Source organism: Streptomyces sp. GQFP (genome assembly GCF_021545335.1).
Lineage (GTDB): Bacteria > Actinomycetota > Actinomycetes > Streptomycetales > Streptomycetaceae > Streptomyces.
In genome coordinates this window covers 846,100-868,504 of the sequence record NZ_CP089312.1, presented here as the reverse complement: position 1 = coordinate 868,504, position 22,405 = coordinate 846,100, and the positions used below count along the sequence as shown (strand labels likewise).

The following is a 22,405-nucleotide window of genomic DNA, read 5'->3' as shown; positions in this document are numbered from 1 at the left end:
GGCCGACATGGATCTGGTGGGAAGGGTCGCCCTCGTCACCGGTGCGTCCGGTGGCATCGGCAGAGCTGTCGCACAACGGTTGACCGAAGCGGGCGCAGCGGTGATCGCCGGCTACTACGGGGCGCAGGACGGAGCCGAGAAGGCAGCGGGCGAACTCGTCGAGGCGGGCCAGTGCGCCGATCTCGTCGAGCTCGACCAGCGGTCGTCGGCCTCGATCGAGGACTGCGTGGGCAAGGTGAGAGCCCGGCACGGCCGGTTGGACATCCTCGTCAACAACGCCGCGTGGAACACGCCGATCCCCTTCCAGGATCTTGACGCCCTGACCCCGGATCTCTGGGATCGCGTCCTGGAGACGAACCTGCGTGGACCGTTCCTGCTCGCCCGCGGATTCGCCTCGATGCTGAAGGCCGAGGGTGGCGGCCACATCGTCAACATCGCGTCGACGGGCGGGTTCGTCCCGGCCGCCAGCAGCATCGCCTACGCATCCAGCAAGGCCGGGCTCCTCCACCTGACGCGGTGCCTGGCCGTCGCCCTGGCTCCCGAAGTAGCCGTCAACTCCGTCTCCCCCGGAGTCGTCGAGAACACCGGAATGTCCAACCGTGTGATGGACGCCGAACAACAGCGCACCGCCAGCGAGGCGTCCCTGCTCGGACGCACCGCGCAACTGGCCGACATCGCCGAGCAGGTGCTCGCGCTCGTCCGATCGACCTCGGTGACCGGTCAGACCATCGCGATAGACGGCGGTACCTCGCTGGCGAGCCACTGAACTCCGGCGCCCGTTCGAACTCAGAAAGGTATGACATGACCTCCGCACTCGAGCCGTTCGACTACAACGACGGCGATGTCACCTGCAAGGGCCGGCTCGCGCTGCCGCCCGGCGACGACCTCCGCCCCGGCGTCGTGGTCTTCCACGACATCCAGGGCGTCGGCGAGCACCCCATCGGCAAGGCCACCCGCCTCGCCGAGGAGTTCGGCTACCTGGCCCTGGCCGCCGACGTCTACGGAAACGGGCAGCCGCCCGAGATGTCCGGCGCGGACAGGGTGGTCGCCTCCTGGCTCTCCCGGCCGGACGACCTCGTACGACGCGCTTCGGCGGCCGTGGAGGCGCTCAAGGCGCATCCCCGCTGCAATGGACGCATCGGAGCGATCGGGTTCTGCTTCGGCGGCGCGACGGTCCTGGCGCTGGTCCGCTCGGGCCTGTCCGGCCTGCAGGCGGCCGTCAGCTTCCACGGTGTGCTGGGCACGGCCAAGCAGGCCGTGGTCGGCCAGGCGCACCCGAAGACGCTGGTGCTGCACGGTGCCGACGACCCGTTCGCGGGTGACGTCCCGTTCCTCGACATGGCAGGGGTCGTGCACTCCAAGACCCTGCCCGACTTCCTTGAGGAGATGTCGAACGCCAACGTCGACTGCCAGGTCGTCGCCTACGCCGGCGTCGTGCACGCCTTCACGATCCCGAACGCCGGCGACTTCGGCGTGGTCGGCGCGAAGTACGACGAACTCGCGGACAAGCGGAGCTGGGAGTCGATGGGCGCCCTGTTCCGCGAGGCGCTCTGACCTCGACAACGGGCTGGGCCGCCTCGGCCCGGCCGCCTCACCCACTGCGGCGCACTGCACAGAAGGAGACGACATGAAGATCAACGCACTCGGCTATCTGCGGGTGGAAAGCCCGGACGCCAAGGAATGGGCCCAGTTCGGTTCCGACGTACTCGGCCTGATGATTACGGATTCCCCCGAGGGACACCCCGACACCGTCTCGCTGACCCCGGACGACCGACCCGGCCGGCTCCAGGTGAGCCCCGGGGAACGCAACCGGCTGGAGTGTGTGGGCTGGGAGGTGCCGAACGCCACCGCTTTCGACGAAGCCGTGGCCGAGCTCGAAAGCGCGGGAGTGGAGGTCTCGCGCGCGACGGACGAGGACCGCGCCCGTGCCGGGGTACGTGACCTGGTGCGCTTCACGGACCCCGCCGGGCACACGCACGAGATCTTCTGGGGACAGCTCGTCGTGCCGCTGTCGTTCCGCCCCGGGCGGGCGATGAAGGGGTTCGTCACGGGCTCGCAGGGACTCGGGCACCTCGTGCTGATCGTTCCGGACCTCATCGAGTCACTCGACTTCTTCCGGTCGGTGCTGGGCTTCACGGTCAGTGACGAGATCGACCTGCACGGCAACCGCGTGGTGTTCCTCCACGTCAACCCGCGTCACCACACCCTCGCCCTGATCGGCATCCCCGGCCACCGCGGCCTGCACCACCTGATGGTGCAGACCGAGGAACTCGACGACGTGGGTACCGCCTACGACCGGTGCCTCAAGGACGAGATCCCGCTGGCCATGACGCTCGGGCGGCACACCAACGACAAGATGGTCAGTTTCTACGTCCGGTCGCCGAGCGGCTTCGACGTCGAGTACGGGTGGGGCGCCGACACGGTCGACGACGAGAGCGCGTGGACCGTCACGCACATGAAGAGCCCCAGCACGTGGGGTCACCGCCCCGGCGGGGCACCTGCCCCCGCGTGCATCGAGCCGATCGCCGCGGAGGAGCCGTCGTAGGCGCCGGCACGAACAGCAGTACCAGCACGATGACGAGCACATGATCGACCGGCCCGTGGCCGCGGCCCCACTCTCGGGATGACAGCCACATCGCGGCGTGCGAGCCACCGGCCGTGTCCCGAACCCCGACAACATCGCCTACCTGCGCACCACGTGCACAAGGCTCAACCACGCACTCGGCGGGAGTGAACCCTCATGACAGACACCCTCAGCACCGAAACACGCCGTTTTCGAGAGGCCATGGCCTCGTTCCCCTCCGGCGTCACCATCGTCACCACCACCGACGAGACAGGAAAAGAGCGCGGCTTCACGGCGACCTCGTTCTGCTCCGTCTCGATGGAACCGCCGCTGGTCCTGGTGTGCCTGGCGGCCAACGCCGAATGCCACCCCGCCTTCACCAGCGCCGCACGCTGGCTCGTCCATGTGATCACCGACGAGCACACCGAACTCGCCATGCGGTTCGCCACCCGCGGCGCCGACAAGTTCGCACATCCCGGCTTCACCCTCAACGAGCACGGCCTCCCCACGCTCGACGGCGCCAGCGTCACCCTCGAATGCACCACCCACGCCATCCACCCCGCCGGCGACCACACGGTCCTCGTAGGCCGTGTCGACGACGTCCATCTCAGCGACGGCACTCCCACGCTCTACTACCGGCGCAACTTCCACCCCCTCGAGTCCGCCACGAGCCGATGACAGCCGGTCCCAGACGAGGAGATGAGCCATGAGCTCGCTGGACGCCTTTCTGTCCGCTCGCGAGGTCCTGCTGCGCCACCGCGCCGACTACGACGCCGCGTGCCGTGAGTTCAGGTGGCCGGAGCTGTCGACATTCAACTGGGCGCTCGACTACTTCGACCGCATAGCCGAAGGCAATGACGCCCGGGCCCTCTGGGTGATCGACGAGGACGGCACCGAGCACACCCGCACCTACGCGGAGATGTCCCGGCGCTCCCACCAGATCGCCAATTACCTCGCGTCTCTGGGCCTGGAGCGCGGCGACCGCATGCTGGTCATGCTCGGCAACGTGCCCGAGTTGTGGGAGGTGATGCTGGGCGCGATCAAGCTCGGTGCGGTGGTCATCCCCGCGACCCTGTTGCTCAGCTCCGAGGATCTCGCCGACCGTATGGAGCGGGGTGAGGTACGTGCCGTGGTCGCCGCCGCGGAGGTGACGGAGCGGTTCGACGGCCTGCCGGGCGGCGGGATCCGTATCGCCGTGGGCGGTGAGCCGGCGGGCTGGCATCGCTTCACCGACGCCGACGCGGCCGACGAGACCTTCACCCCGCGCGGCGAGACGTCGGCGGACGACCCGCTGCTTCTGTACTTCACCTCCGGCACGACCTCCCGGCCGAAGCTCGTCGAGCACACCCACGCGTCCTACCCGGTCGGGCATCTGTCCACGATGTACTGGATCGGCCTGCGGCCCGGCGACATCCACCTCAACATCTCCTCGCCGGGCTGGGCGAAGCACGCGTGGAGCAGCTTCTTCGCCCCGTGGAACGCCGAGGCGACCGTGCTGGTCCTCAACTACGCGCGCTTCGACGCCGATCAGCTGCTGGAGGTGCTCTCGCGGTGCGGAGTCACCACGATGTGCGCGCCGCCCACGGTGTGGCGCATGCTCATCCAGGAAGACCTCGCGGCGTACGAGGTGAGCCTGCGCGAGCTGGTGGGAGCCGGAGAGCCGCTCAACCCCGAGGTGATCGAGCAGGTGCGCAAGGCCTGGGGGCTCACCATCCGGGACGGTTTCGGGCAGACCGAGACGACCGCGCAGATCGGCAACCCCCCGGGGCAGCCGATCAAACTCGGCTCGATGGGCCGCCCGTTGCCGGGCTACCACGTCGCGCTGCTGGGTCCCGACGGAACGCCCTCCGACGAGGGTGAACTCAGCCTCGATCTGGCCAAGCGCCCCATCGGACTGATGCGCGGATACCGGGGAGACGACGAACGCACCGCCGAGGTCATGCGCGACGGGTTCTACCGCACGGGCGACGTCGCCTCGCGGGACGCCGACGGTTACATCACCTACGTGGGCCGGACCGACGACGTGTTCAAGGCCAGCGACTACCGCATCTCGCCCTTCGAGCTGGAAAGCGTGCTGATCGAGCATCCCGCGGTGGCCGAAGCCGCCGTCGTGCCCTCGCCCGACCCGCTGCGACTCGCGGTGCCCAAGGCCTTCGTCGTGCTGGCCGTGGGACAGCGACCGAGCGCCGAACTGGCCGCCGAGATCCTGCGGTTCACCCGGGACCGCCTCAGCCCGTACAAGCGGATCAGGCGGCTGGAGTTCGCCGACCTGCCCAAGACCATCTCCGGCAAGATCCGGCGGGTCGAACTGCGTGCCCAGGAGCAGCGGCGGGACGGCGAACGCGGGCGGAACGAGTACTGGGAGTCCGACTTCCCGAGTCCGAGGAGCTGACGTTCCGTACGTGCGTCTGCCCGCCTGCCGTTGACTCCGGCAGGCGGGCGGACACGTCAGGAGGTCGGGACTACCGGACGGTCCGGTAGGCGTTCGAGAGGGTCTCCGTCACCGAGTTGCCGTCGGTGTCGACCAGCGTGGCCCTGAGGCTGACCTTGCCGGGCTTGGCCGGGTGGGCCAGGGTCACCGACCGCTTGCCGGCCTGGCCGGTGTGCACGGTCGTGCGCTTCCAGGTGCGGCCGCCGTCGTACGACACCTGCACCGTCAGGGACTTGACGGCGCCCTTGGCCGCGGCCGGGCCCTGGATGCCGATCGGGAGGGTGAGCCTGGCGCCCGCCTTCGTGGTGCCGGTCAGGGACAGCTTCGGGGTGAAGCGGATCACGGAGAGCGGAAGCCGCTTGATGGAGGTGCTGGGTACGTGCGCCGAGGTGAACGTCCACACCGTCGTGACCCGGTTGCCGATGGTGACATCACCGGCGGGGTAGGACGCGTCCAGACTCAGCCGGTACGTGGCCTTCTCCGACAGCAGCCCGCCCGACACCTCACCGCACGGGTCGTGACGGAAGTCGGTGATGGTCTTGCCGCCGGAGGTGAGACGCAGGTGCGTGGTCGCCAGGGACGTGTTCGAGTGGCCCGCCGCGTCCGACATCAGCGGGACGCACACGGCGTAGAAGTCGCCGCTGCGCGAGGCACCCGGATCGCTGAGAGCGGTGGAGGTGGTGATGATGGGCGAGAAGACGCCGGTGTTGTACGTCTCCCGGTAGGTGCGGCCGGGCTCGAAGCGGCGGGGCCTGAGCGGGGCCAGGATGCTCATGGCCGGGTACTCGGCGGAGTCGACGCTCCCGCCCAGGTTCCAGCGCAGTCCGCCTTCCGTGGTCACGTAGTGCACGACGGACGTGCTCGGTACGGCGCGCGAGTTGCCGAAGTACGAGCCCAGCAGATCGGAGACCATCGACCAGCCCGGCACGTTCCAGTTCGCCGTCGGGCGCACCGTGCTGCCCTTGGCGTTGGAGCCGAACGGGGTGACGACCTTGGCCAGGCCGCGGGTGGTGAAGGTGTGGGTCAGGCCGGTGAAGAAGGAGCCCTTGCGGGTGGTGACGAGGTCGTACAGCGGGCCGGTGGAGCCGTGCTGCCAGGTGCCGCCGATCTGGGCGATGAAGTTCTTGGCGGAGGCGGACGGTCCGGCCTGGGCGAGGTAGAGGCGGCTGTAGGAGCCGGTCAGATCCTCGCTCGAGGCGTAGTCGTAGTCGCTCTTGGCGCCGCGCGCGCCGAATATGACGGTGCCGCCGGCCACCTTCGCGCGGGGGTCGGGGGCGGTGATCTTGACGGGCTTGCCGGTGCGGGCGTCCAGCGACATCGTGGTGTCCTTGTTCACCTCCAGGCCCGGTGAGACCAGCTGGGTCATCTCGGAGGAGGAGGTGTCCGTGCCACGCGTGAGCTGGGCGGAGATCAGGTAGCGGCCCTTGGGCACGCGGATCTTCGTGGTGCTGGTGGCGTCCTGTCCGGTGCCGTCGTCGGCGTACATCCACCACTTGCCGCTGTCCAGGCCGATGATGTTCAGGTGGTGCGGGGTCGCGGCCCTGCCGTCGCGGCCGACGGCCTTGAGCGTCAGGTTGTACGACTCGGGTTCGCGGGTGACGCCGAGCGTGGTGCGGACGCTCTCGCCCGTCGTGGCCGTCGCCGTGATGGTGCCGCCGTACACGCCGTCGGTCGCGTTGACACGGGTGTCGGCGGTGACGGCGGTCTGTGCGGTGCCGCCGGCCGGGACCGTCACCTTGGCGGGTGACAGAGTGATCATGCCGCTGGGGGCGGCCTTGCCGTCGGGGTCGGCCGTCGAGGCGGACAGGTCCAGGGTGACGGGCTTGTCGCCGGTGTTGCGGTAGGTGAGCTGCTTGGTGACCGGCTGGTCGTCGGTGTGCGGCCACTTCTGGAGGCCGAAGGAGAGCGACGGGTCGTCGGCGAACACGGTCTGGTGAACGGCCCGCAGCACGTCGACCCGGCCGGTGCCCTGCTCGTACGGGGTGGACGAGTCCTTCAGCGGCACCGTGGAGCCCATCAGCGCGGCCTTGATCCGCTGCCCCGTCCAGTCCGGGTGTTCCTGGGCGAGGATGGCGGCGGCACCGGCGACGTGCGGGGTCGCCATCGACGTACCGCTCATGGAGACGTAGCCCGCGGCGGCGGTGTCGCCCTCGCTGCCGTGCGCCGCCTTGGCTCCGATGATGTCCACGCCGGGGGCGGTGATGTCCGGCTTGAGGTCGTCGTCCGCGGTCGGGCCACGGCTGGAGAAGTCCGCGAGCTTGTCGTTGCTGTCCGCGGCGGCCACGGTGAGCGCGGCGGCGGCGGCCCCGGGCGAGTCGACGGTGCCGGCCGTGGGGCCCTCGTTGCCCGAGGCGATGACGAACAGCGCCCCGGAGGAGGCCGACAGGTCGTCCACCGCCTTCTCCAGCGGGTCGACGCCCGTGCTGTCCTTCATACCGAGGCTCATGTTGACGACCTTGGCACCCTGCCCGGCGGCCCACTGCATGCCGGCGATGATCCACGAGTCCTGGGCGGCGCCGTTGTCGTCCATGACCCGGCCGAACAACAGCTTCGCGCCGGGCGCGACCCCCTTGTACTTGCCGCTGCTACGGGCGCCCGAGCCGAGGATGGTGGAGGCGACGTGCGTGCCGTGGCCCTGTCCGTCGTCGGTGGTCCCCGACCCCGTGAAGTCCTTCGTCGCGACGATGGCGCCCTTGACGTCGGCGTGCGTGGCGTCGATCCCGGTGTCCAGGACCGCGACCTTGACGCCCTTGCCGTCGTACCCGGCCTTCCATGCCTCGGGCGCGTGGATCTGCGCGGTGCCCTGGGTCGGGTCAAGGTTGCCGTCCTGCTGCGGCAGCGCCGTGACCTTGCCGTCCAGCCAGACATGGTCGACACCGCGCTCGGTGGTGACGGCGTTGCCTGCCGGGCGGGTCAGCGCGTTCCAGACCTTCTCCGTGTCCGGTTTGTCGGCGGTCACCGCCTGGCCGCGCAGGGCGGGCAGCTGGCGCTCCACCTCGGCGACCGCCGAGTGCAGCGCCGCCTTCGCGCTGTCCGCCGCGGAACCCTTGTAGGAGACGATCAGCGGCAGGGTCTTGCGGTGCGCGTCGTCGTAGCCGTCGGCGACCAGCTGCGTCACGTCGAACAGACGCCGGTCGAGGCGCCCGCTCGCCAGCAGCGGCGCCGCGTCGTCGGGGATGACGTACGTGTGCCCGCCGAGGCTCTGCACAGAGACGGGTATCTTCGACCGGCCCTCGCCCCGGTCCACCCCTACCACTCGGGTGCCGCCGGTCACCCCGACGGTGTCGCCGGTGACCAGCGTGACGCGGGCGGTCGCTCCGGTCAGGCTGGTCGAGGGTTCGGCCGCGGCGTCGGGGGCGGCCAGGGTGGTGACGGCGGTGGCGGTGAGGCCGGCGATCGCCAGTAGTGCGGCTGTGCCGTACGTCACTGCCCTGCCTCGCTTGGTGAGTCTGTGCTTGTTGCGCAACGGATGTCTCTCTTCCCCACATCGATGGCGTGCGGTGGCTGCGCGCGGAGCGCGCACAGGCGGCCCCAGGCCAAGGGGGGACAGGGCCTGGGGCCGCCGCGGGGCGCCGGGGACGGGGGGTGTCACCCGGCTGAGAACGAGTCTTGGCGGCCTGCGGATTGGTCAGTAGGTCCGCAGCGGCTCTGATCAATCGGCGGCGGGAGCGGATCGGCGGGGATTGCGCCGCATTCGGGCGGAAACGTAGGTTGGTCGCCGATCGCCTCTTTGAAAGTTGGAAGGCTTCCGCCCGGTGGGACGACGCGAGAAACCGGTAGACCCCGACTCCGGCCCCGTACAGCGGCTCGCGCATGACTTGCGTGAGCTCCGTGAGAAGGCCGGCAAGCCCACGTACCGGGAGATGGCACAGCGCGTGCCCTACTCGGCGAGTGCGCTGTCCCAGGCGGCGGCCGGCGAACAACTGCCGTCGCTGGCGGTGGTCGTGGCCTACGCGGAGGCGCTGGACGCGGACGCGGGGGAGTGGGAGGAACGCTGGCGGGAGGCGGACCGGTCCGCCCGGGAGGCCGCGGAGTCGGACGGGGACGCGGTGCCGCCGTACCGTGGGCTGGCGCGCTTCGAACCGGACGACAGCGCACTGTTCTTCGGCCGGGACAAGTCGGTGGGCGAGCTGCTGGAGCTGGTGCGGGAGCACCGGTTCGCGGCGGTGTTCGGGCCGTCCGGCAGCGGCAAGTCCTCACTCCTGCGGGCCGGGCTGATTCCGGCGCTGCGCGAGATGTCGGGCTCCGAGCGGCCCGCGGTGATCCGGGTGCTGGCGCCGGGGGAGCGGCCCGCGGACACACACCAGAAGGCGCTCGTCGCGCAGAACGGCGACCTCGACACCTGGGTGATCGTCGACCAGTTCGAGGAACTGTTCACCCTGTGCCGGGACCGTGCGGAGCGGGACCGCTTCCTGGACCTACTGCTGGCGGCCCGTGAGCCGGAGAGCCGGCTGCGAGTGGTCGTCGCGGTCCGCGGCGACTTCTACGGCCACTGCGCCGGCCACCGTGAACTGGCGGAGGCGGTCAGCCGGGCCAACCTCCTGGTCGGGCCGATGGGCCGGGACGAGCTGCGTGAAGTGATCACCGGACCCGCGACCGCCGTCGGCCTCAACGTGGAACGCGCGCTCACCGCGCGGATCATCGACGAGGTCACCGACCGGCCCGGCGCGCTGCCCATGCTCTCCCACGCCCTGCTGGAGACCTGGCGCCGGCGCCGCGCCCGCACCCTGACCGTCGCCGCCTACGAGGAGGCGGGCGGCGTTAGTGGTGCCATCGCCGCCAGTGGGGAACAGGCGTACGGCGACCTGTCCGTGGCTCAGGCCCCCGCCGCCCGCCGCATCCTGCTGCGGCTGATCGCCCCGGGTGACGGCACCGCGGACACCCGCCGCCCGGCGGAGCGGGCCGAGCTGGAGACCGGGCCCGACGACGCGGCCGTCGTCGAACGCCTCGCCGCCGCCCGGCTGATCACCCTCAGCGAGGACACCGTCGAACTCGCCCACGAGGCGCTGATCACCGGCTGGCCGAGGCTGGCCGAGTGGATCGAACAGGACCGTGAGCGGCTGCGCGCGCAGCGCAGGCTCGGCGAGGCCGCCCGCGCCTGGGAGGAGCTGGGCCGCGATCCCGGCGCGCTGTACCGGGGGACGCGGCTGGCCCGGGCCGAGGAGCTCTTCGCCGGACGGCCGGACGACGAACTCACCCGCGCGGAGCGGGCCTTCCTCACGGCGTCGCTGGCCGGTCGGGACGCGGACCACGCGGCCGAGGTCCGCACCACCAAGCGGATGCGCACCCTCGCGGTAGCCGTCTCCGCTTTTCTCGTGCTGGCTCTGACCGCCGGTCTCGTCGCCTGGCAGCAGAACCGGGCGAGCGACCGGGAGACCGCCAAGGCCGCCGCCCGCCGTATCGCGTCGATCGCCGGCAGCCTGCGGTCCACCGACCCCCGTACGGCCGCGCTGCTCGGCGTCGCGGCCTGGCGGATCGCCCCGCTCACCGAGTCCCGTTCGGCGCTGCTCGCCGGACTGGTCCAGCCGGAACGGGACGCTTTCACCGACCCGCAGACGGACAAGGACACCCGGCGCTACCTCACCGACGGCGGCCGGACCCTGGTCAGCGTGACGGGCCGCCGGGTGAGTGTCCGCGACGTGGCCGGCCACCGCCTGACCGCCTCGTACCGTCTGCCGCCGGACACGCAGGTCACCGCCGTCGGCCCGGACGCCCGGACGGTCGGCCTCGCCGGGCCGGACGGCGACCAGCTGTGGGACCTCGCCGCCGGAAATCGCGTCGCCGGCCTCGGGGACGCGACGCTGCTGGACTTCGGGGCCGACGGGCGCAGCTACCTGGTCGCCCCGCCGGAGGGGACGGGTTCCGTGCGGCTGCTGCGGACGGCGGACGGCAAGGCGGACTTCGAGACGGCCGTGCCGCACGGTCTGGCCTCGGCAGCGGTCGGCGCGAACGGCCGACTCGCCGCGCTGTGCCCCGCGGACGGGGCGCCCCAGGTATGGGACACCGTGCACGGAAAGCGGCTGCCCGGCGCCTGGAACACGGCCGACAAGGATGTCTGCGGCACCGGTACCGGTGCCGACACCGGCAACCGGATGGTCCGGTTCAGCCCCGACGGCAAGCGGCTGGCCGTCGTCTCCGGTCCTGTCCTGCGCGTGTGGGACGTACCCGGCGGACGGCTGGTCGCCGAGCTGTCCAGCAGCGACGAGGGCGGCTTCACCCAGGCCGACTTCTCGCGGGACGGGGCGTACGTGGCCACGGCGGACGATCAGGAACTCGCCGTCTGGCGGGTGGACGCGGACGGCAGCCAGGTGTTCCGCCGGCCCCTCGCCGATGCCGACGTCCGGGGGTTGGCCTGGGCCCCCGGGAAGAGCCGGGTCCTGCGCTACCTGGACGGCGCCACCGTCCACACGTACGACCTGACCGCGAACCTCGCGGCCCGCCGGCCAAGCACCACGCCCGACGCGGCGGTCCTCGGCCCGGACGGCACCGTCCTTGCCACGGCGACCCGTTCCGGAGCGGGCTACGGTTTCGAACTGAGCTCGACGCGCAGTGGCAGTGTCCTCGCCCGGGCGGCCCTCGGCCCTCTGCAGGGGGCCAACGGGGACGTCCCGCTGTTGTCCTTCAGCCCGGACGGCCGGACTCTCGCCGTCGCCGACACCGTGGGGTCGCAGCAGCGGCTCACCGTGTGGGACGTGCGCGCGCACAAGGTCCGTACGTCGTTCCGGCTTCCGTTGACGAGCGACCGCCCGCTCTCCGGTCTTGCCCTCGGCCCGGACGGCCGCACGCTACTGGTCTCGCGCATCGACGGCACGGAGGTGTGGGACACGGGCGGCCAGGCCCCGCACCGGAAGGGCACGCTGCGGGGTCTGGCCGACGACTCCCTCGTCCTGCGGGCCGACGGACGGCTGGCGGCCGGCTCCGACGACCAGTACGCGGCGCTCCCGTCCGGCCCGGTCACCGGCCGCGCGCTCGCCGACGGTAAGGAGGTCACCGCGCTGGCGTTCAGCCCCGACGGCACCCGGCTCGCGGTGGGAGACGCATCCGGCAGGGTCACCCTGTGGGACGGCGACGTCCGCCGTCGTACGGGAGTCCTGAGCGGTACGTCGGAGGGCGGCGCCCCCAAGGCGGTGGAAGCGCTGGCCTTCTCACCCGACGGTGGCACTCTCGCCGTCGGCGGCGAGGACAGCGCGCTGCGGCTGTGGGACACCGCGTCCCAGCAACTGCTCGGCGGTGACCTGCCCACTCCCGGCGACGAGATCCGCTCGCTCGCTTTCAGCCGGGACGGCGCCACCGTGTACGCCGCCGGCCCGCAGATGCCGGTCCAGGCGTATGCCATCGGCCCGGAACAGGCGGTCGCGAGCATTTGCAAGCGCACCGGGGGAGTGGGGCTGACCAGGACCCGGTGGAACGCCTACGTGTCCGACGTGCCGTATCGCGAGATCTGCGACCTGACCTCCTGAAGCGCGGGGCGCCGGGTGTCGCGCTGTCGGGGACGGGATTGATCAGGTTGTCGTAGCGCCTGTTAATCAATGGTCGACCTGGTGAGGATCGGGTTCTGGCGCGGCCGTGTATCCGGCTCGCCACCTGAGGCAGCCAAGGGCTCCCTGCCCGTGTCTCCCCTCCCACGTTCCACCTCTGAGGTCTGGTCGCATGCGCAAATACACTCTGCTCTCCTCGCTCGTCCTCCTCGGTTCCCTGAGCCTGATGTCGGCCTGTGCCGGAGGCTCCGCGGAATCGTCGGGATCCGACTCCTCGGCCGCCCACGGCGGAGCGTCGCCCGCGCCCTCGAGCGAGACCGCGACCGTCGACCCGGCGAAGATCAAGGGTCTGAACGTCGTCAACGACAGCAGCAACGACCGCTCCTGCCCCTGGGCCACCAGCTACCCGGATGTGCCGGGCGCCAAGGCGATGACCGCCGCGATGCGTGCGGACGTGCAGGGATACCTCGACGGCTACCTCGGCAAGGACAGCAGCGGTCAGGCGACGGCCTGCGGTGGCGCGGCCACGTCGAACGCCTCCGAGCTCCCGGAGCTGAACATCAGCTTCTCGATGATGGTGGCCTCCGGCGACGTTCTGGGCGTGCGGCTGCTGACGCAGAACCGCATGGGGACCGGGGACGGGCTGACGACCAAGACGTACTGGTACGACGGTGCCGCCGCCAAGTACCGGACGACGCTCGATCTAGTCGCGGACGGCTCTCGGGACGCTTTTACGAAGGCGGTGAAGGACCAGCTCAAGCAGAAGGAGGGCATCGACCTCACACTGCTCGACCAACTGGGCGCGTCGGAGATGGACGACGCCTCCTTCACCTCCGGCGGCGACCTGAAGATCACCTTCGACCGGGGCTCGGTGGGCGTCCCTGCGGCGGGACGCATGACCGTGACCCTTCCGGAGGCGACCGTCAGCCCCTGGCTGTCCGACCTCGGCAAGCGCGCGCAGAAGCAGACCACCGACCCGAGTGGGACGCTCGACCTCGGTGCCACCAGCACGCCGGCCGCCTCGGTCCCCACGGAGTCGGCCACCGGAAACGACACCACCGACTGCGCCGAGGTGAAGTGCATCGCCCTGACCTTCGACGACGGGCCCGCCGCTCCTGAGACCGCGACGCTGCTGAAGTACCTCGCCCAGTACAAGGCGCGGGTCACCTTCTTCACCGTCGGCCAGAACGTCGCCGCCCACCCCGAACTCGTCCGCGCCGAAGCGAAGGCCGGGCACGAGGTCGGCAACCACTCCTGGAGCCACCCCGACCTCACCCGGCTCACCCCCGCCCAGGTCCGGCAGCAGCTGGAGCGCACCACCGCGGCGATCAAGGCCGCCACCGGCAAGGCACCGACCCTGTTCCGGCCGCCGTACGGTGCTGTCAACGCCCAGGTCAAGGCGGCCACCACGCTCTCGCCGGTGCTGTGGGACGTCGACACCGAGGACTGGAAGTACCGCGACTCCGCCAAGGTCGCCCAGACCGTCATCACCAAGGCCTCGCGCAACGACGTGGTCCTCATGCACGACATCCACCCGACATCGGTGGCCGCCGTCCCGGAGATCCTGCGCACGCTGACCGACGAGGGCTTCCACTTCGTGACGGTCTCCCACCTCCGCGCCACTCTCTGAGTCCTGTCCGATCACGTGAAGCGACTCGGCGGCTGGGCCGGCTACACCTCCCAGGTCGCCGCCGACCTCCGCCCCGAGGGCGCCGCGTTCCAGTGGCGACCACCCGGGCTTCGGCACGCTGCCGTACCCCCGCTGACCCGCCTCCGGCGCGGTCTCACGGACGGTGCTGGGAACGGCAGCGAGGACCGGCCTCCCTACGCCCGGCCATTGCGGACACAGCGGCCCGGCGTCAGCACTCGGTGCGCAACCTGGAACTTCTCGACGTGCCGGATCCCGGCCTCGTCCGTGAGATCGGGGAGCGGCATGCCGAACCCCACGCGCAGCAGGAGGATCTCCGACGGCGGTCGGCAGCAGCTTTGGAGAAAGACGACGGGCCACGCCGAGCCGGGGAGTCGGAACCGCTGAGCCATCTACCGGTGACCCCTGCCCACGATCACCGCAGGGGTACCGGATCGGCAAGCCGGTCACGCTTTGACCTCCTGTCGGTGGTCGGACAGCAGAGCGTGATCCGGGTGCTTCCCCGGAACCGCCGGCGCGGGCCGGTCAGGACGGCGGCTACACCGTCTGGTGATCTGTTGAGGCCTCGGCCTCCAGTCCCCGCATGACGTGTTCGAGCAGGGAGACCAGTACGGATTTGACCGACTCGCGGTCGCGGGCGTCGCACAGGACCAGGGGCACGGTGGGGGAGAGGTCGAGCGCGGCGCGGATCTCGTCCGGGTCTTCCTCGCACTGGCCGTCGAAGCAGTTGACGCCGACGGCGAAGGGGATGCCGCGGAGTTCGAAGAAGTCGACGGACGCGAAGCACTGGTCGAGTCGCCGGGTGTCGGCCAGTACGACCGCGCCCAGGGCGCCGCGGGACAGGTCGTCCCACATGAACCAGAAGCGGTCCTGTCCTGGTGCACCGAAGAGGTAGAGGACGAGTGCGGAGCTGACGGTGATCCGGCCGAAGTCCATGGCGACCGTCGTCGTGGACTTCTGCTCGATGCCGACCATGTCGTCCACGCCGATGCTGGCTTCGGTGATGAGTTCCTCGGTGCGCAGCGGCGCGGTCTCGCTGACCGCGCCGACGAGGGTGGTTTTGCCGACTCCGAACCCGCCGGCTATGAGGATCTTGGCCGAGGCGGCGTTGCGGGCAAGGGTGGTTTTGCCGGTGTCAGAGTCTACGGATGCCATCGATCACTGCCTGAAGAAAGCGGGCGTCGGGGGTGCCGGCCGCGGAGGGGGAGGAGACGGAGATGAGTTCGTGGTCCAGCAGATCCCCGAGCAGTACCCGCACCACGGCGATGGGCAGGTCGAGCCGGGCGGCGATCTCCACCAGGGCCGTCGGGGCACGGCACAGTGCGAGCATCTGCTGCTGCTCGGGTTGCAGCCGGTCGGTGCGGGTCGGCGGTCGGATGGTGCTGACCAGCGAGATGAGTTCGATGTCGGTGTGGATCGGCGGGGTCCGACCAGGACTCTTCCTGCGACCAGTGCCTCATCCATGCCTATTTCTGGTACGGGGTGGTTGTGTGCGAGGGGTCGGGCCGGGTGCGCTGTTGCAGGCATTGGCCGACGGCCACCGTCAGGGCCACGCTCGCGAGGGCGAAGCGGGGATGCTCGAACTCGGCGACGGGCGCGGTTGCGTCCCTGGGGACGGTGCATGGGTTCGATCTGATCCGGGGGTTTGCTCCGGTATCGGGATGGTGCCCGCAGCGGCCCCGGCACGCTTTCGTGGCAGACAACCCCGCCGTGGCGAGTCCTGATCTGCAACGCTGGATACGGGCAGGTCAGCGACGAACGCATCAACCACCGCAACGGATATCGCCCGCGCGAGCGGGACGCGAGGGCCGGCAGTGGTCGAGTCGGCCATTCCCAGGCCGCGCTCGGGAGCACGTGCGCGCCACGCTGCCGGGCCGCAAGGTAGCGCACCGACGGCCTCACCCTGCTACGACGATCTCCTGGTCCATGCCTCCGACCGGGTCGGGGAGAGGAGGGGGCCGGCTTCCTGTGTCTCCTCGACGGGCTGAAGGCCGAGCGCATCCTCGTCGCGAGCGCGGCCCTCGGCATCGGCCGCGCCGCGATGCGCCGGGCGGTCGCCTACGCCAGGGATCGGGTCGTCCACGGCCTAGCCGTCTGTCTGAGTCTGCATTGATCCTGTGTCGGTGCTGAATCAAGGTGCGGATCATCTCGGATCGTGCCCTGGCCGCGATCTTCGAACCCCGGCCTGCCCGGCGCCGGTGGCGCCGGGCAGGCCGGGGCGGGTTTCCCGAAGGCTGCCCCGCTCAAGCAACGAGCCTCCCAGTCGCGGCGTCAGCCTCGGATATCGCGGAGGCGTCCGATTGCGGCCTGCGCCTGCGCAGGTACGCGATCAGGATGAGTGCGGCCGCGATGACGACCAGCACGAGTGGCGTGATGTCGGTCATGAGAGTCAGCAGCAGGCCGACCGATGCCGCTTGGTCGCCGAGTTCGCTCACGCTTGCAGGAGTGATTTTGAAGTTGAAGACGGACACCGGCAGCAGACTGGTCTGGCTCCCCCCGAGTGCGGTGTTGGCGATGACCTGCTGGTCGATTGTCTGGTCGATGGCGATGCCGGTCTGCCGGTCGACGTAGGCCACGATCGTCGTCTTCCCCGTGTAGGTGAGCGGCACCGGATCTGGCAGAGCGGCAACCGCGGCGGGCGTGAACTTGGCCCGGGTGGCCGCAGGCAGGCTGGCGCCCAGACCACCGACGAGCTTCTTGGGGAGGGCCACCGGCAGTGTCTTGAGCATCGAGGGGTCCTTGACCGGCCCGGCGGCCGTGATCTTGTACACGTTCACCGCACGTCCTTCCCGCGTCGCGCTACCCGTGTACTGGACGGGCACGATGGCGCGGGTGGTCGAATCGTAGAACGAGTAGGAGTCGTCCCTCTTGCCGTTCGCCGGGAAGGCGGAGCTCAGGGCGCCCTTTGACGGCTCCACGGCTGTCCCGGACGGTGGTTTCGAGCCGTTCATGTCCGTCCGGTCGATGGCGTACGTATGGGAGCTGGAGAGATCCTGATTGCTGGCGTGGACTGTCAGAAAGTCCTTCATGATCGCCGTGTCGCCGTGTGTTGAGGTGACTCGCAGCCGCCGGTCGACGGTGATGGGGACATTCGAGTTGATGGCGTGTGCGGTGTCTCCTGACTGCAGGGCCTCGCTGTTGAGCATCGTGGCCTTGCCGGAATAGTGCACGGTTTCGTCGGTGTCGCCGGGCAGTTTCGTGGCGATTGGGGCGATGACGTAACGGACCAGCATCGCCAGGGCAGCCAGGACGATTCCCACGGCTGCGAGCACGATGGACGAGCGTCGAAGGGACACGATGTCCTCCTCTTTGGGAGCAGTTGCGGGCCGGATCTGTGACGTGACTGTCAGAAGGTCAGCGGTACGGAGTATGGAGTACGGAGTGCAAATCGGGAATGGCGTGCGCAGGATCGGCAGTCGATCATTTGGTGCGCAACGCGGCGGTCCGGGTTCGCCGGGCCGGAAATCGTCCACATCGAGCCGGGAGCGCAGCGGAAGGCTGCCGCGTCATGGCGAGAGCGGACAGTGAAGCGAGAAGTCCGGGGTGGTAGGCACATATCAGCCGGGGCCACCAGGACCCGGAGAGCCCGCGCGGCAGCCGGAACGCCAACCCCACCCCACCCGGGGAGCAACGAGATCGGCCGCCTCAATCCCCTCTCTGCCGGCCTTGGGTGAGACGCCCCGTCCTGCGGGCTTGGCCTGAGGGGGTACGGCAGAGCGCGGCCCTGCGCCGGGAACGGCTCTACCACTTGGGGTATCGCCCCGCTCCCGTTCTGATCGCTCGACGCTCCATGGGTGCCGGTGTCCGCCTGTTCTGGCCGCCGTACGTCGCCGTCCGTGTTCACTTCGAGGACTGGAGTCATCTCCCGCCTCGGCGCCCACCGTCCGGGTCCTGTCCGGTCTCTTGACACCCTCAGCGGCCGCTCCTACGTTGACCTGTGCCAATAAACGGTACACATTCCCATTCGTTGGGACGCGAAGGAAGTGGCCGCTCTATGAACCCAGACATCCGAGCCGCCGCGGTGCACAGCGCCGCGTCGAAGATTCTCCGGCGCGTGGTGCCGGTCTTCGCGGTCATGATGATGTGCAACCAGCTCAACCGCTCGAACATCGGCTACGCCCAGGACCGTCTGGAGGCCGACCTCGGGATCGGAGCAGCCGCCTACGGCCTGGGCGCCGGGCTGTTCTTCATCACGTACATGCTCTGCGAAGTCCCGTCGAACCTGCTCATGGCACGGTTCGGCGCGAAGATCTGGCTCTCCCGGATCTGCGTCAGCTGGGGCATCGTCTCCGCCTGCACGCTCTTCGTGCAGGGCCCGGTCAGCTTCTACGCGCTGCGCTTCCTGCTCGGTGCCGCGGAGGCCGGGTTCGTGCCGGCCGTGCTCTACTACTTCTCCACCTGGCTGCCCAACGACTACCGGGGCCGCGCCAACGCCCGTTACGCAGTCGGAGCGCTGGTGGCCTTCTCCGCCTCGGGCCCGCTGTCCGGGCCGCTGCTGGGCATGGACGGCGTACTCGGACTGCACGGCTGGCAGTGGATGTTCCTCATGGAGGGCCTGCTCTCGGTGGGTGTCGGCGTCTTCGCGTTCTTCTGGCTGGACAGCCGGATCGAGGACGTGACCTGGCTGAACCGTCACGAGAAGGCGGCCCTGACCGAGGCCATCGCGACCGAGGAGAAGGCGGCGGTCGAGAAGTACGGCGACGGCCGGGCCTCCTTCCTCAGCGTGCTGCGCGACCCGAAGATCGCCCTCTTCGTCTTCATCTACTTCGCGACCCAGATGTCCATCTACGCCAACACCTTCTGGCTGCCGTCGATCGTCGGCGACATCCCGGGCACCAACGCGGTCACGGTCGGACTGCTGTCCTCGCTGCCCTGGCTGTGCGCGATGGTGGCGATGTTCGGCCTGGCCCGCGTCGGGGACCGCACCGGCCGCCGCAAGCCCATCCTGGTCGGCCAGTTGCTGGTGGCGGGGACCGGCACCCTGGTCGCCGCGCTGGTCTCGCCCTGGTGGGCACTGGTGTGGCTGTGCGTGGCCGCCATGGGCTTCAAGTCGATCAGCCCGGTCTTCTGGCCGATCGTCCAGCGCACGGTGAACCCGATGACGATCGGCGTCGCCATCGCCGTCATCAACTCCGTCGCCAACCTGGGCGGGTTCGTGGCACCGTTCGGCTTCGGACTGGTGAAGGAGCACACCGGCAGTACGCAGTGGGCGCTGATAGCGCTCGGCTGCCTCTCCTTCGTCGCCGCCTTCGCCTGCCTCTGGGTGCGGGACCGTGACGTCGCCGAGCAGGAAGACGCCGCACCGGAGTCCCGTACAGAGGGAATTGATCCTGTTCAGCGGGATGCCGCGGAGCCGGCACGATGAAGGGCGGACGGATGCGACCCGGCACGATCTTCGGCATCGGCCTCAACTACGTCGACACCATCAAGGAGATGGGGTGGCAGACCCCGGCCGCCCCCTACCTCTTCCCCAAACTCGCCTCCAGCGTCATCGGCGACGGAGAGGCCATCGTCATCGACACCGCGCTCACCAGTCGCGTCGACTGGGAGACGGAACTCGCGGTCGTCATCGGCGAAACCGCCCGCGATGTGCCCGCCGCGGAGGCGCTGGGCGTGGTCCGCGGCTACACCGTCGCCCAGGACATCTCCGCGCGCGACCTGCAGGAGACCGACGGACAGTGGGTGCGCGGCAAGGGACTGGACACCTTCTGTCCGCTGGGGCCGGAGGTGGTGCCGGCCGCCGACGTGCCCGACCCGCAGCAGCTCGCCGTCCGCACCTGGCTCAACGGGGCACCTGTGCAGGACGGTTCCACCAAGGACATGGTCTTCACGGTCGCGGAGCTGATCGCCTACCTCAGCTCGTACTTCACCCTCCGGCCCGGTGACGTCGTCCTCACCGGCACGCCGTCGGGGTGCGGAGACTTCCGTACACCTCGGATGTCACTGAAGCCGGGTGACGTCCTGGTGTCGGAGGTCGAGGGGATCGGCCGGCTCACCAACCCCGTGGTGGCGAAGGCGTAGTGCGGTGCCACGAGCTGTCACTTCGCCGGCGGGACGTACCCGAGCGCCGCCGAGAGTTCGGCACACACCCGCGCGACCACCGGCCCGTACGTGGCGATGGCCGGCGCCATGCGCTCGGCCACGCCGGCCACGCTGATCGCGGCCACCGGGAGTCCCGTGTGGTCGTGGACGGCCGCACCGCAGCACACACTCGACGCGTCGAACTCCCTGATGTCCTGGGCGTATCCGCGCTCACGCGTACGCACCACCTCCGCGTGCAGGTCGGAGACGGTCGCCGCGCTCACCGGGGAGTCGGGGGAGCGGACCAGCTCCACCAGGGTCTCCTCCAGCCGGGGTCCGGGCAGTGCCGCGAGATAGGCACGTCCCAGGGAGGTGATGTGCATGGGCCGGGCCGCACCCAGCTCGGCGGTCACGGCGGCCGGACGCGGTCCGCGCTCGCGGTGGACGAACACCATCGACAGGCCGTTGGGTACGGCGAGGCTCACCGTCTCCTGGGTGAGATCGACCAGCTTGCGCAGGGCGGGAGTCGCCGCGTCCAGCAGGCTGTTGGAGGCGACGGCGGCGTTGGCGAGCCGCATGGCGGTGGGGCCGAGCCGCAGATGCCCGCTCACCGGGTCGAGGCTCAGCCAGCCCTGCTCGCGGAGCCGCTCGACCAGGCGGTACGCCGTCGACCGGGAGAGCCCGAGCTCCTTGGCGAGCTCGGCGGTCGTACAGCTGCGCGCCCGCGCGAGGTGGTCGAGGATCGCGAGGCCGCGGTCCAGCGCGCCCGGTCCGCGCTCGATTGCTGTCCCCATGGTGAAGGTGCCTCCCGCTGACCCGTCCGGAATCAATCCCGACGATCGAATCCCAATGAATGAGACTACCCGGCTCTTGTGTGGTCCGGAAGTCCGTTGCTAGATTCATGATGTTCATTCATTGGGACAGTGAACTACTGAATGAGACAGAGAGGGCTCCCCGTGACCTTCGCGGCCCCCGCAGGCCCCCGCATCGCGGACATTCGCCTCACCCCCATCCTCATCTCCGACCCGGCCTTGCTGAACATCGCCGGCGTCCACCAGCCGTACGCCCCCCGCCTGATCGTCGAGGTCGAGACGGAGACCGGCACGGTCGGACTGGGCGAGACCTACGGCGACGGCGCCTATCTCCGGCTCGCCGCCGAACTCGCCCCCAGGCTCAAGGGCCGCCCGGTCGGCGAGATCAACGCCATCCTCCAGACCGGCAAGGACCCCGCGGGCAGCCGCGTCGTCGACGCCAACCCCGACGCCTCCGGCTACCGGGGACTGCTCACCACCGAGAAGATGCGGCTCTCCGTCGTCTCCGCCCTCGAAACCGCCGCCCTCGACGCCTACGGTCGTGAACTGGGCGTCCCCGTGCACCAGTTGCTCGGCGGCAAGGTCCGCGACCGGGTGGAGTACTCCGGCTACCTCTTCTACAAGTGGGCCGCCCAGCCGGGTGCGGAGCCGGACCCGTGGGGCGAGGCCCTCGACCCCGACGGCGTGGTCGAACAGGCTCGCAGGTTCCACGCGTACGGCGGCTTCCAGTCCTTCAAGCTGAAGGGCGGCGCCTTCCCCGCCGAGGAGGAGGCCGACGCAGTCAAGGCGCTCGCCGCCGCCTTCCCCGACCACCCCCTGCGCCTCGACCCGAACGGCGCCTGGTCGCTGGAGACGGCCGTCAAGGTCGCCGAGGAACTCGACGGCGTCGTCGAATACCTGGAGGACCCCACCGCCCGGCTTGAGGACATGGCCGAACTGCGCCGCCGTACCGGCGTGGTCCTGGCCACCAACATGGTCGTCACGGCCGTCGAGGAGATCAGGCCCGCCTTCGACCTCGACGCCGTGCAGGTCGTCCTCTCCGACCACCACTTCTGGGGCGGACTGCTGGCCACCCGCGACCTCGCCGCGGTCTGCCGGGCCTACGGGCGAGCCGTGTCCATGCACTCCAACACCCACCTCGGCATCAGCCTCGCCGCCATGACACACGTGGCCGCCACGGTCCCCGACCTGCGGTACGCCTGCGACACCCACTACCCCTGGCAGGCTGCGACCGGGGAGGACGTCATCACCGAGCCGTTCACCTTCGACCGGGGACGCGTCGCCGTCACCGACACCCCCGGTCTCGGCGTGGAACTCGACCGCGACATGCTCGCCCGGCTCCACGAGCGCTGGCAACAGACGCCCGGGATGCGCGAGCGCGACGACATCGCCGCGATGCGCGCCGTACACCCCGGATACGAACGCCCGACGCTGCCCAAGTTCTGATCCCCC

Annotated in this window: 17 protein-coding genes and 1 pseudogene; 12 read left to right on the top strand and 6 right to left on the bottom strand. The window is 70.1% G+C overall.

The window, feature by feature from the left end:
* Window positions 1-7 precede the first annotated feature (7 nt).
* The 5 genes from LUX31_RS03950 to LUX31_RS03930 all read left to right on the top strand — a co-directional run bounded on the left by LUX31_RS03950 (window position 8) and on the right by LUX31_RS03930 (window position 4,955).
* Window positions 8-766, top strand: a complete 759-nt coding sequence (locus tag LUX31_RS03950) for an SDR family NAD(P)-dependent oxidoreductase (RefSeq protein ID WP_235473129.1) — start codon at window positions 8-10, stop codon at window positions 764-766.
* Window positions 767-801: 35 nt separating this feature from the next.
* Window positions 802-1,554 carry a dienelactone hydrolase family protein gene (locus LUX31_RS03945; protein ID WP_235473128.1) on the top strand — a complete coding sequence of 251 codons (753 nt, stop codon included), beginning with the start codon at window positions 802-804 and terminating at the stop codon, window positions 1,552-1,554.
* A 73-nt stretch (window positions 1,555-1,627) separates the two neighbouring features.
* Complete coding sequence (locus tag LUX31_RS03940; RefSeq protein WP_235473127.1) at window positions 1,628-2,545, top strand: VOC family protein; 918 nt, start codon at window positions 1,628-1,630, stop codon at window positions 2,543-2,545.
* A gap of 195 nt (window positions 2,546-2,740) precedes the next feature.
* Entirely contained in the window at window positions 2,741-3,241 is a 501-nt protein-coding gene (locus tag LUX31_RS03935) for a flavin reductase family protein (protein WP_235473126.1), read from the top strand.
* A 28-nt stretch (window positions 3,242-3,269) separates the two neighbouring features.
* The gene (locus LUX31_RS03930; protein ID WP_235473125.1) at window positions 3,270-4,955 is read left to right on the top strand and encodes an AMP-binding protein; all 1,686 of its coding nucleotides are present in this window, start codon (window positions 3,270-3,272) and stop codon (window positions 4,953-4,955) included.
* Window positions 4,956-5,025: 70 nt separating this feature from the next.
* Here the strand turns inward: LUX31_RS03930 and LUX31_RS03925 are convergent, their stop codons facing one another.
* Window positions 5,026-8,460 carry a S8 family serine peptidase gene (locus tag LUX31_RS03925; protein WP_235473124.1) on the bottom strand — a complete coding sequence of 1,145 codons (3,435 nt, stop codon included), beginning with the start codon at window positions 8,458-8,460 and terminating at the stop codon, window positions 5,026-5,028.
* A 352-nt stretch (window positions 8,461-8,812) separates the two neighbouring features.
* Between LUX31_RS03925 and LUX31_RS03920 the strand changes: the two genes are divergently transcribed.
* Complete coding sequence (locus tag LUX31_RS03920; RefSeq protein ID WP_328285639.1) at window positions 8,813-12,454, top strand: nSTAND1 domain-containing NTPase; 3,642 nt, start codon at window positions 8,813-8,815, stop codon at window positions 12,452-12,454.
* 190 nt (window positions 12,455-12,644) lie between these two features.
* Window positions 12,645-14,102, top strand: a complete 1,458-nt coding sequence (locus LUX31_RS03915) for a polysaccharide deacetylase family protein (RefSeq protein ID WP_235473123.1) — start codon at window positions 12,645-12,647, stop codon at window positions 14,100-14,102.
* 194 nt (window positions 14,103-14,296) lie between these two features.
* Here the strand turns inward: LUX31_RS03915 and LUX31_RS03910 are convergent, their stop codons facing one another.
* The 3 genes from LUX31_RS03910 to LUX31_RS03900 form a co-directional block, all read right to left on the bottom strand.
* Window positions 14,297-14,512 carry a hypothetical protein gene (locus LUX31_RS03910; RefSeq protein ID WP_235473122.1) on the bottom strand — a complete coding sequence of 72 codons (216 nt, stop codon included), beginning with the start codon at window positions 14,510-14,512 and terminating at the stop codon, window positions 14,297-14,299.
* Window positions 14,513-14,657: 145 nt separating this feature from the next.
* Window positions 14,658-15,275 carry a GTP-binding protein gene (locus LUX31_RS03905; RefSeq protein WP_235473121.1) on the bottom strand — a complete coding sequence of 206 codons (618 nt, stop codon included), beginning with the start codon at window positions 15,273-15,275 and terminating at the stop codon, window positions 14,658-14,660.
* Window positions 15,256-15,498, bottom strand: a complete 243-nt coding sequence (locus LUX31_RS03900) for a DUF742 domain-containing protein (RefSeq protein WP_235479789.1) — start codon at window positions 15,496-15,498, stop codon at window positions 15,256-15,258. Before LUX31_RS03900 ends, LUX31_RS03905 begins: the two co-directional genes overlap by 20 nt.
* Window positions 15,499-15,843: 345 nt before the next feature.
* Here LUX31_RS03900 and LUX31_RS37795 point away from each other — a divergent pair.
* Together LUX31_RS37795 and LUX31_RS37630 are read left to right on the top strand one after the other, a co-directional pair.
* Window positions 15,844-15,985, top strand: a pseudogene (locus tag LUX31_RS37795) (transposase); the annotation flags it as partial.
* 38 nt (window positions 15,986-16,023) lie between these two features.
* The gene (locus LUX31_RS37630) at window positions 16,024-16,233 is read left to right on the top strand and encodes an acyl-CoA dehydrogenase family protein (protein ID WP_328285723.1); all 210 of its coding nucleotides are present in this window, start codon (window positions 16,024-16,026) and stop codon (window positions 16,231-16,233) included.
* A 130-nt stretch (window positions 16,234-16,363) separates the two neighbouring features.
* Here the strand turns inward: LUX31_RS37630 and LUX31_RS03885 are convergent, their stop codons facing one another.
* Entirely contained in the window at window positions 16,364-17,416 is a 1,053-nt protein-coding gene (locus LUX31_RS03885) for a porin PorA family protein (RefSeq protein WP_235473120.1), read from the bottom strand.
* Between the two features lie 698 nt (window positions 17,417-18,114).
* Here LUX31_RS03885 and LUX31_RS03880 point away from each other — a divergent pair.
* Together LUX31_RS03880 and LUX31_RS03875 are read left to right on the top strand one after the other, a co-directional pair.
* Complete coding sequence (locus LUX31_RS03880) at window positions 18,115-19,485, top strand: MFS transporter (RefSeq protein WP_235473119.1); 1,371 nt, start codon at window positions 18,115-18,117, stop codon at window positions 19,483-19,485.
* Window positions 19,482-20,141, top strand: a complete 660-nt coding sequence (locus LUX31_RS03875) for a fumarylacetoacetate hydrolase family protein (RefSeq protein WP_235473118.1) — start codon at window positions 19,482-19,484, stop codon at window positions 20,139-20,141. Before LUX31_RS03880 ends, LUX31_RS03875 begins: the two co-directional genes overlap by 4 nt.
* Window positions 20,142-20,158: 17 nt before the next feature.
* Here LUX31_RS03875 and LUX31_RS03870 read toward each other — a convergent pair whose 3' ends face one another.
* The gene (locus tag LUX31_RS03870) at window positions 20,159-20,935 is read right to left on the bottom strand and encodes an IclR family transcriptional regulator (RefSeq protein ID WP_235473117.1); all 777 of its coding nucleotides are present in this window, start codon (window positions 20,933-20,935) and stop codon (window positions 20,159-20,161) included.
* A 141-nt stretch (window positions 20,936-21,076) separates the two neighbouring features.
* Here LUX31_RS03870 and LUX31_RS03865 point away from each other — a divergent pair, with 141 nt between their 5' ends.
* Entirely contained in the window at window positions 21,077-22,399 is a 1,323-nt protein-coding gene (locus LUX31_RS03865) for an enolase C-terminal domain-like protein (RefSeq protein ID WP_443045925.1), read from the top strand.
* Window positions 22,400-22,405 lie beyond the last annotated feature (6 nt).

Coding starts and splice junctions, on each gene's coding strand:
- LUX31_RS03950 (WP_235473129.1), top strand. CDS start 8: ATGGATCTGGTGGGAAGGGTCGCCCTCGTCACCGGTGCGTCCGGTGGC.
- LUX31_RS03935 (WP_235473126.1), top strand. CDS start 2,741: ATGACAGACACCCTCAGCACCGAAACACGCCGTTTTCGAGAGGCCATG.
- LUX31_RS03905 (WP_235473121.1), bottom strand. CDS start 15,275: ATGGCATCCGTAGACTCTGACACCGGCAAAACCACCCTTGCCCGCAAC.
- LUX31_RS03870 (WP_235473117.1), bottom strand. CDS start 20,935: ATGGGGACAGCAATCGAGCGCGGACCGGGCGCGCTGGACCGCGGCCTC.
- LUX31_RS03865 (WP_443045925.1), top strand. CDS start 21,077: ATGAGACAGAGAGGGCTCCCCGTGACCTTCGCGGCCCCCGCAGGCCCC.
- LUX31_RS03930 (WP_235473125.1), top strand. CDS start 3,270: ATGAGCTCGCTGGACGCCTTTCTGTCCGCTCGCGAGGTCCTGCTGCGC.
- LUX31_RS03880 (WP_235473119.1), top strand. CDS start 18,115: ATGAACCCAGACATCCGAGCCGCCGCGGTGCACAGCGCCGCGTCGAAG.
- LUX31_RS03915 (WP_235473123.1), top strand. CDS start 12,645: ATGCGCAAATACACTCTGCTCTCCTCGCTCGTCCTCCTCGGTTCCCTG.
- LUX31_RS03940 (WP_235473127.1), top strand. CDS start 1,628: ATGAAGATCAACGCACTCGGCTATCTGCGGGTGGAAAGCCCGGACGCC.
- LUX31_RS03910 (WP_235473122.1), bottom strand. CDS start 14,512: ATGGCTCAGCGGTTCCGACTCCCCGGCTCGGCGTGGCCCGTCGTCTTT.
- LUX31_RS03945 (WP_235473128.1), top strand. CDS start 802: ATGACCTCCGCACTCGAGCCGTTCGACTACAACGACGGCGATGTCACC.
- LUX31_RS03875 (WP_235473118.1), top strand. CDS start 19,482: ATGAAGGGCGGACGGATGCGACCCGGCACGATCTTCGGCATCGGCCTC.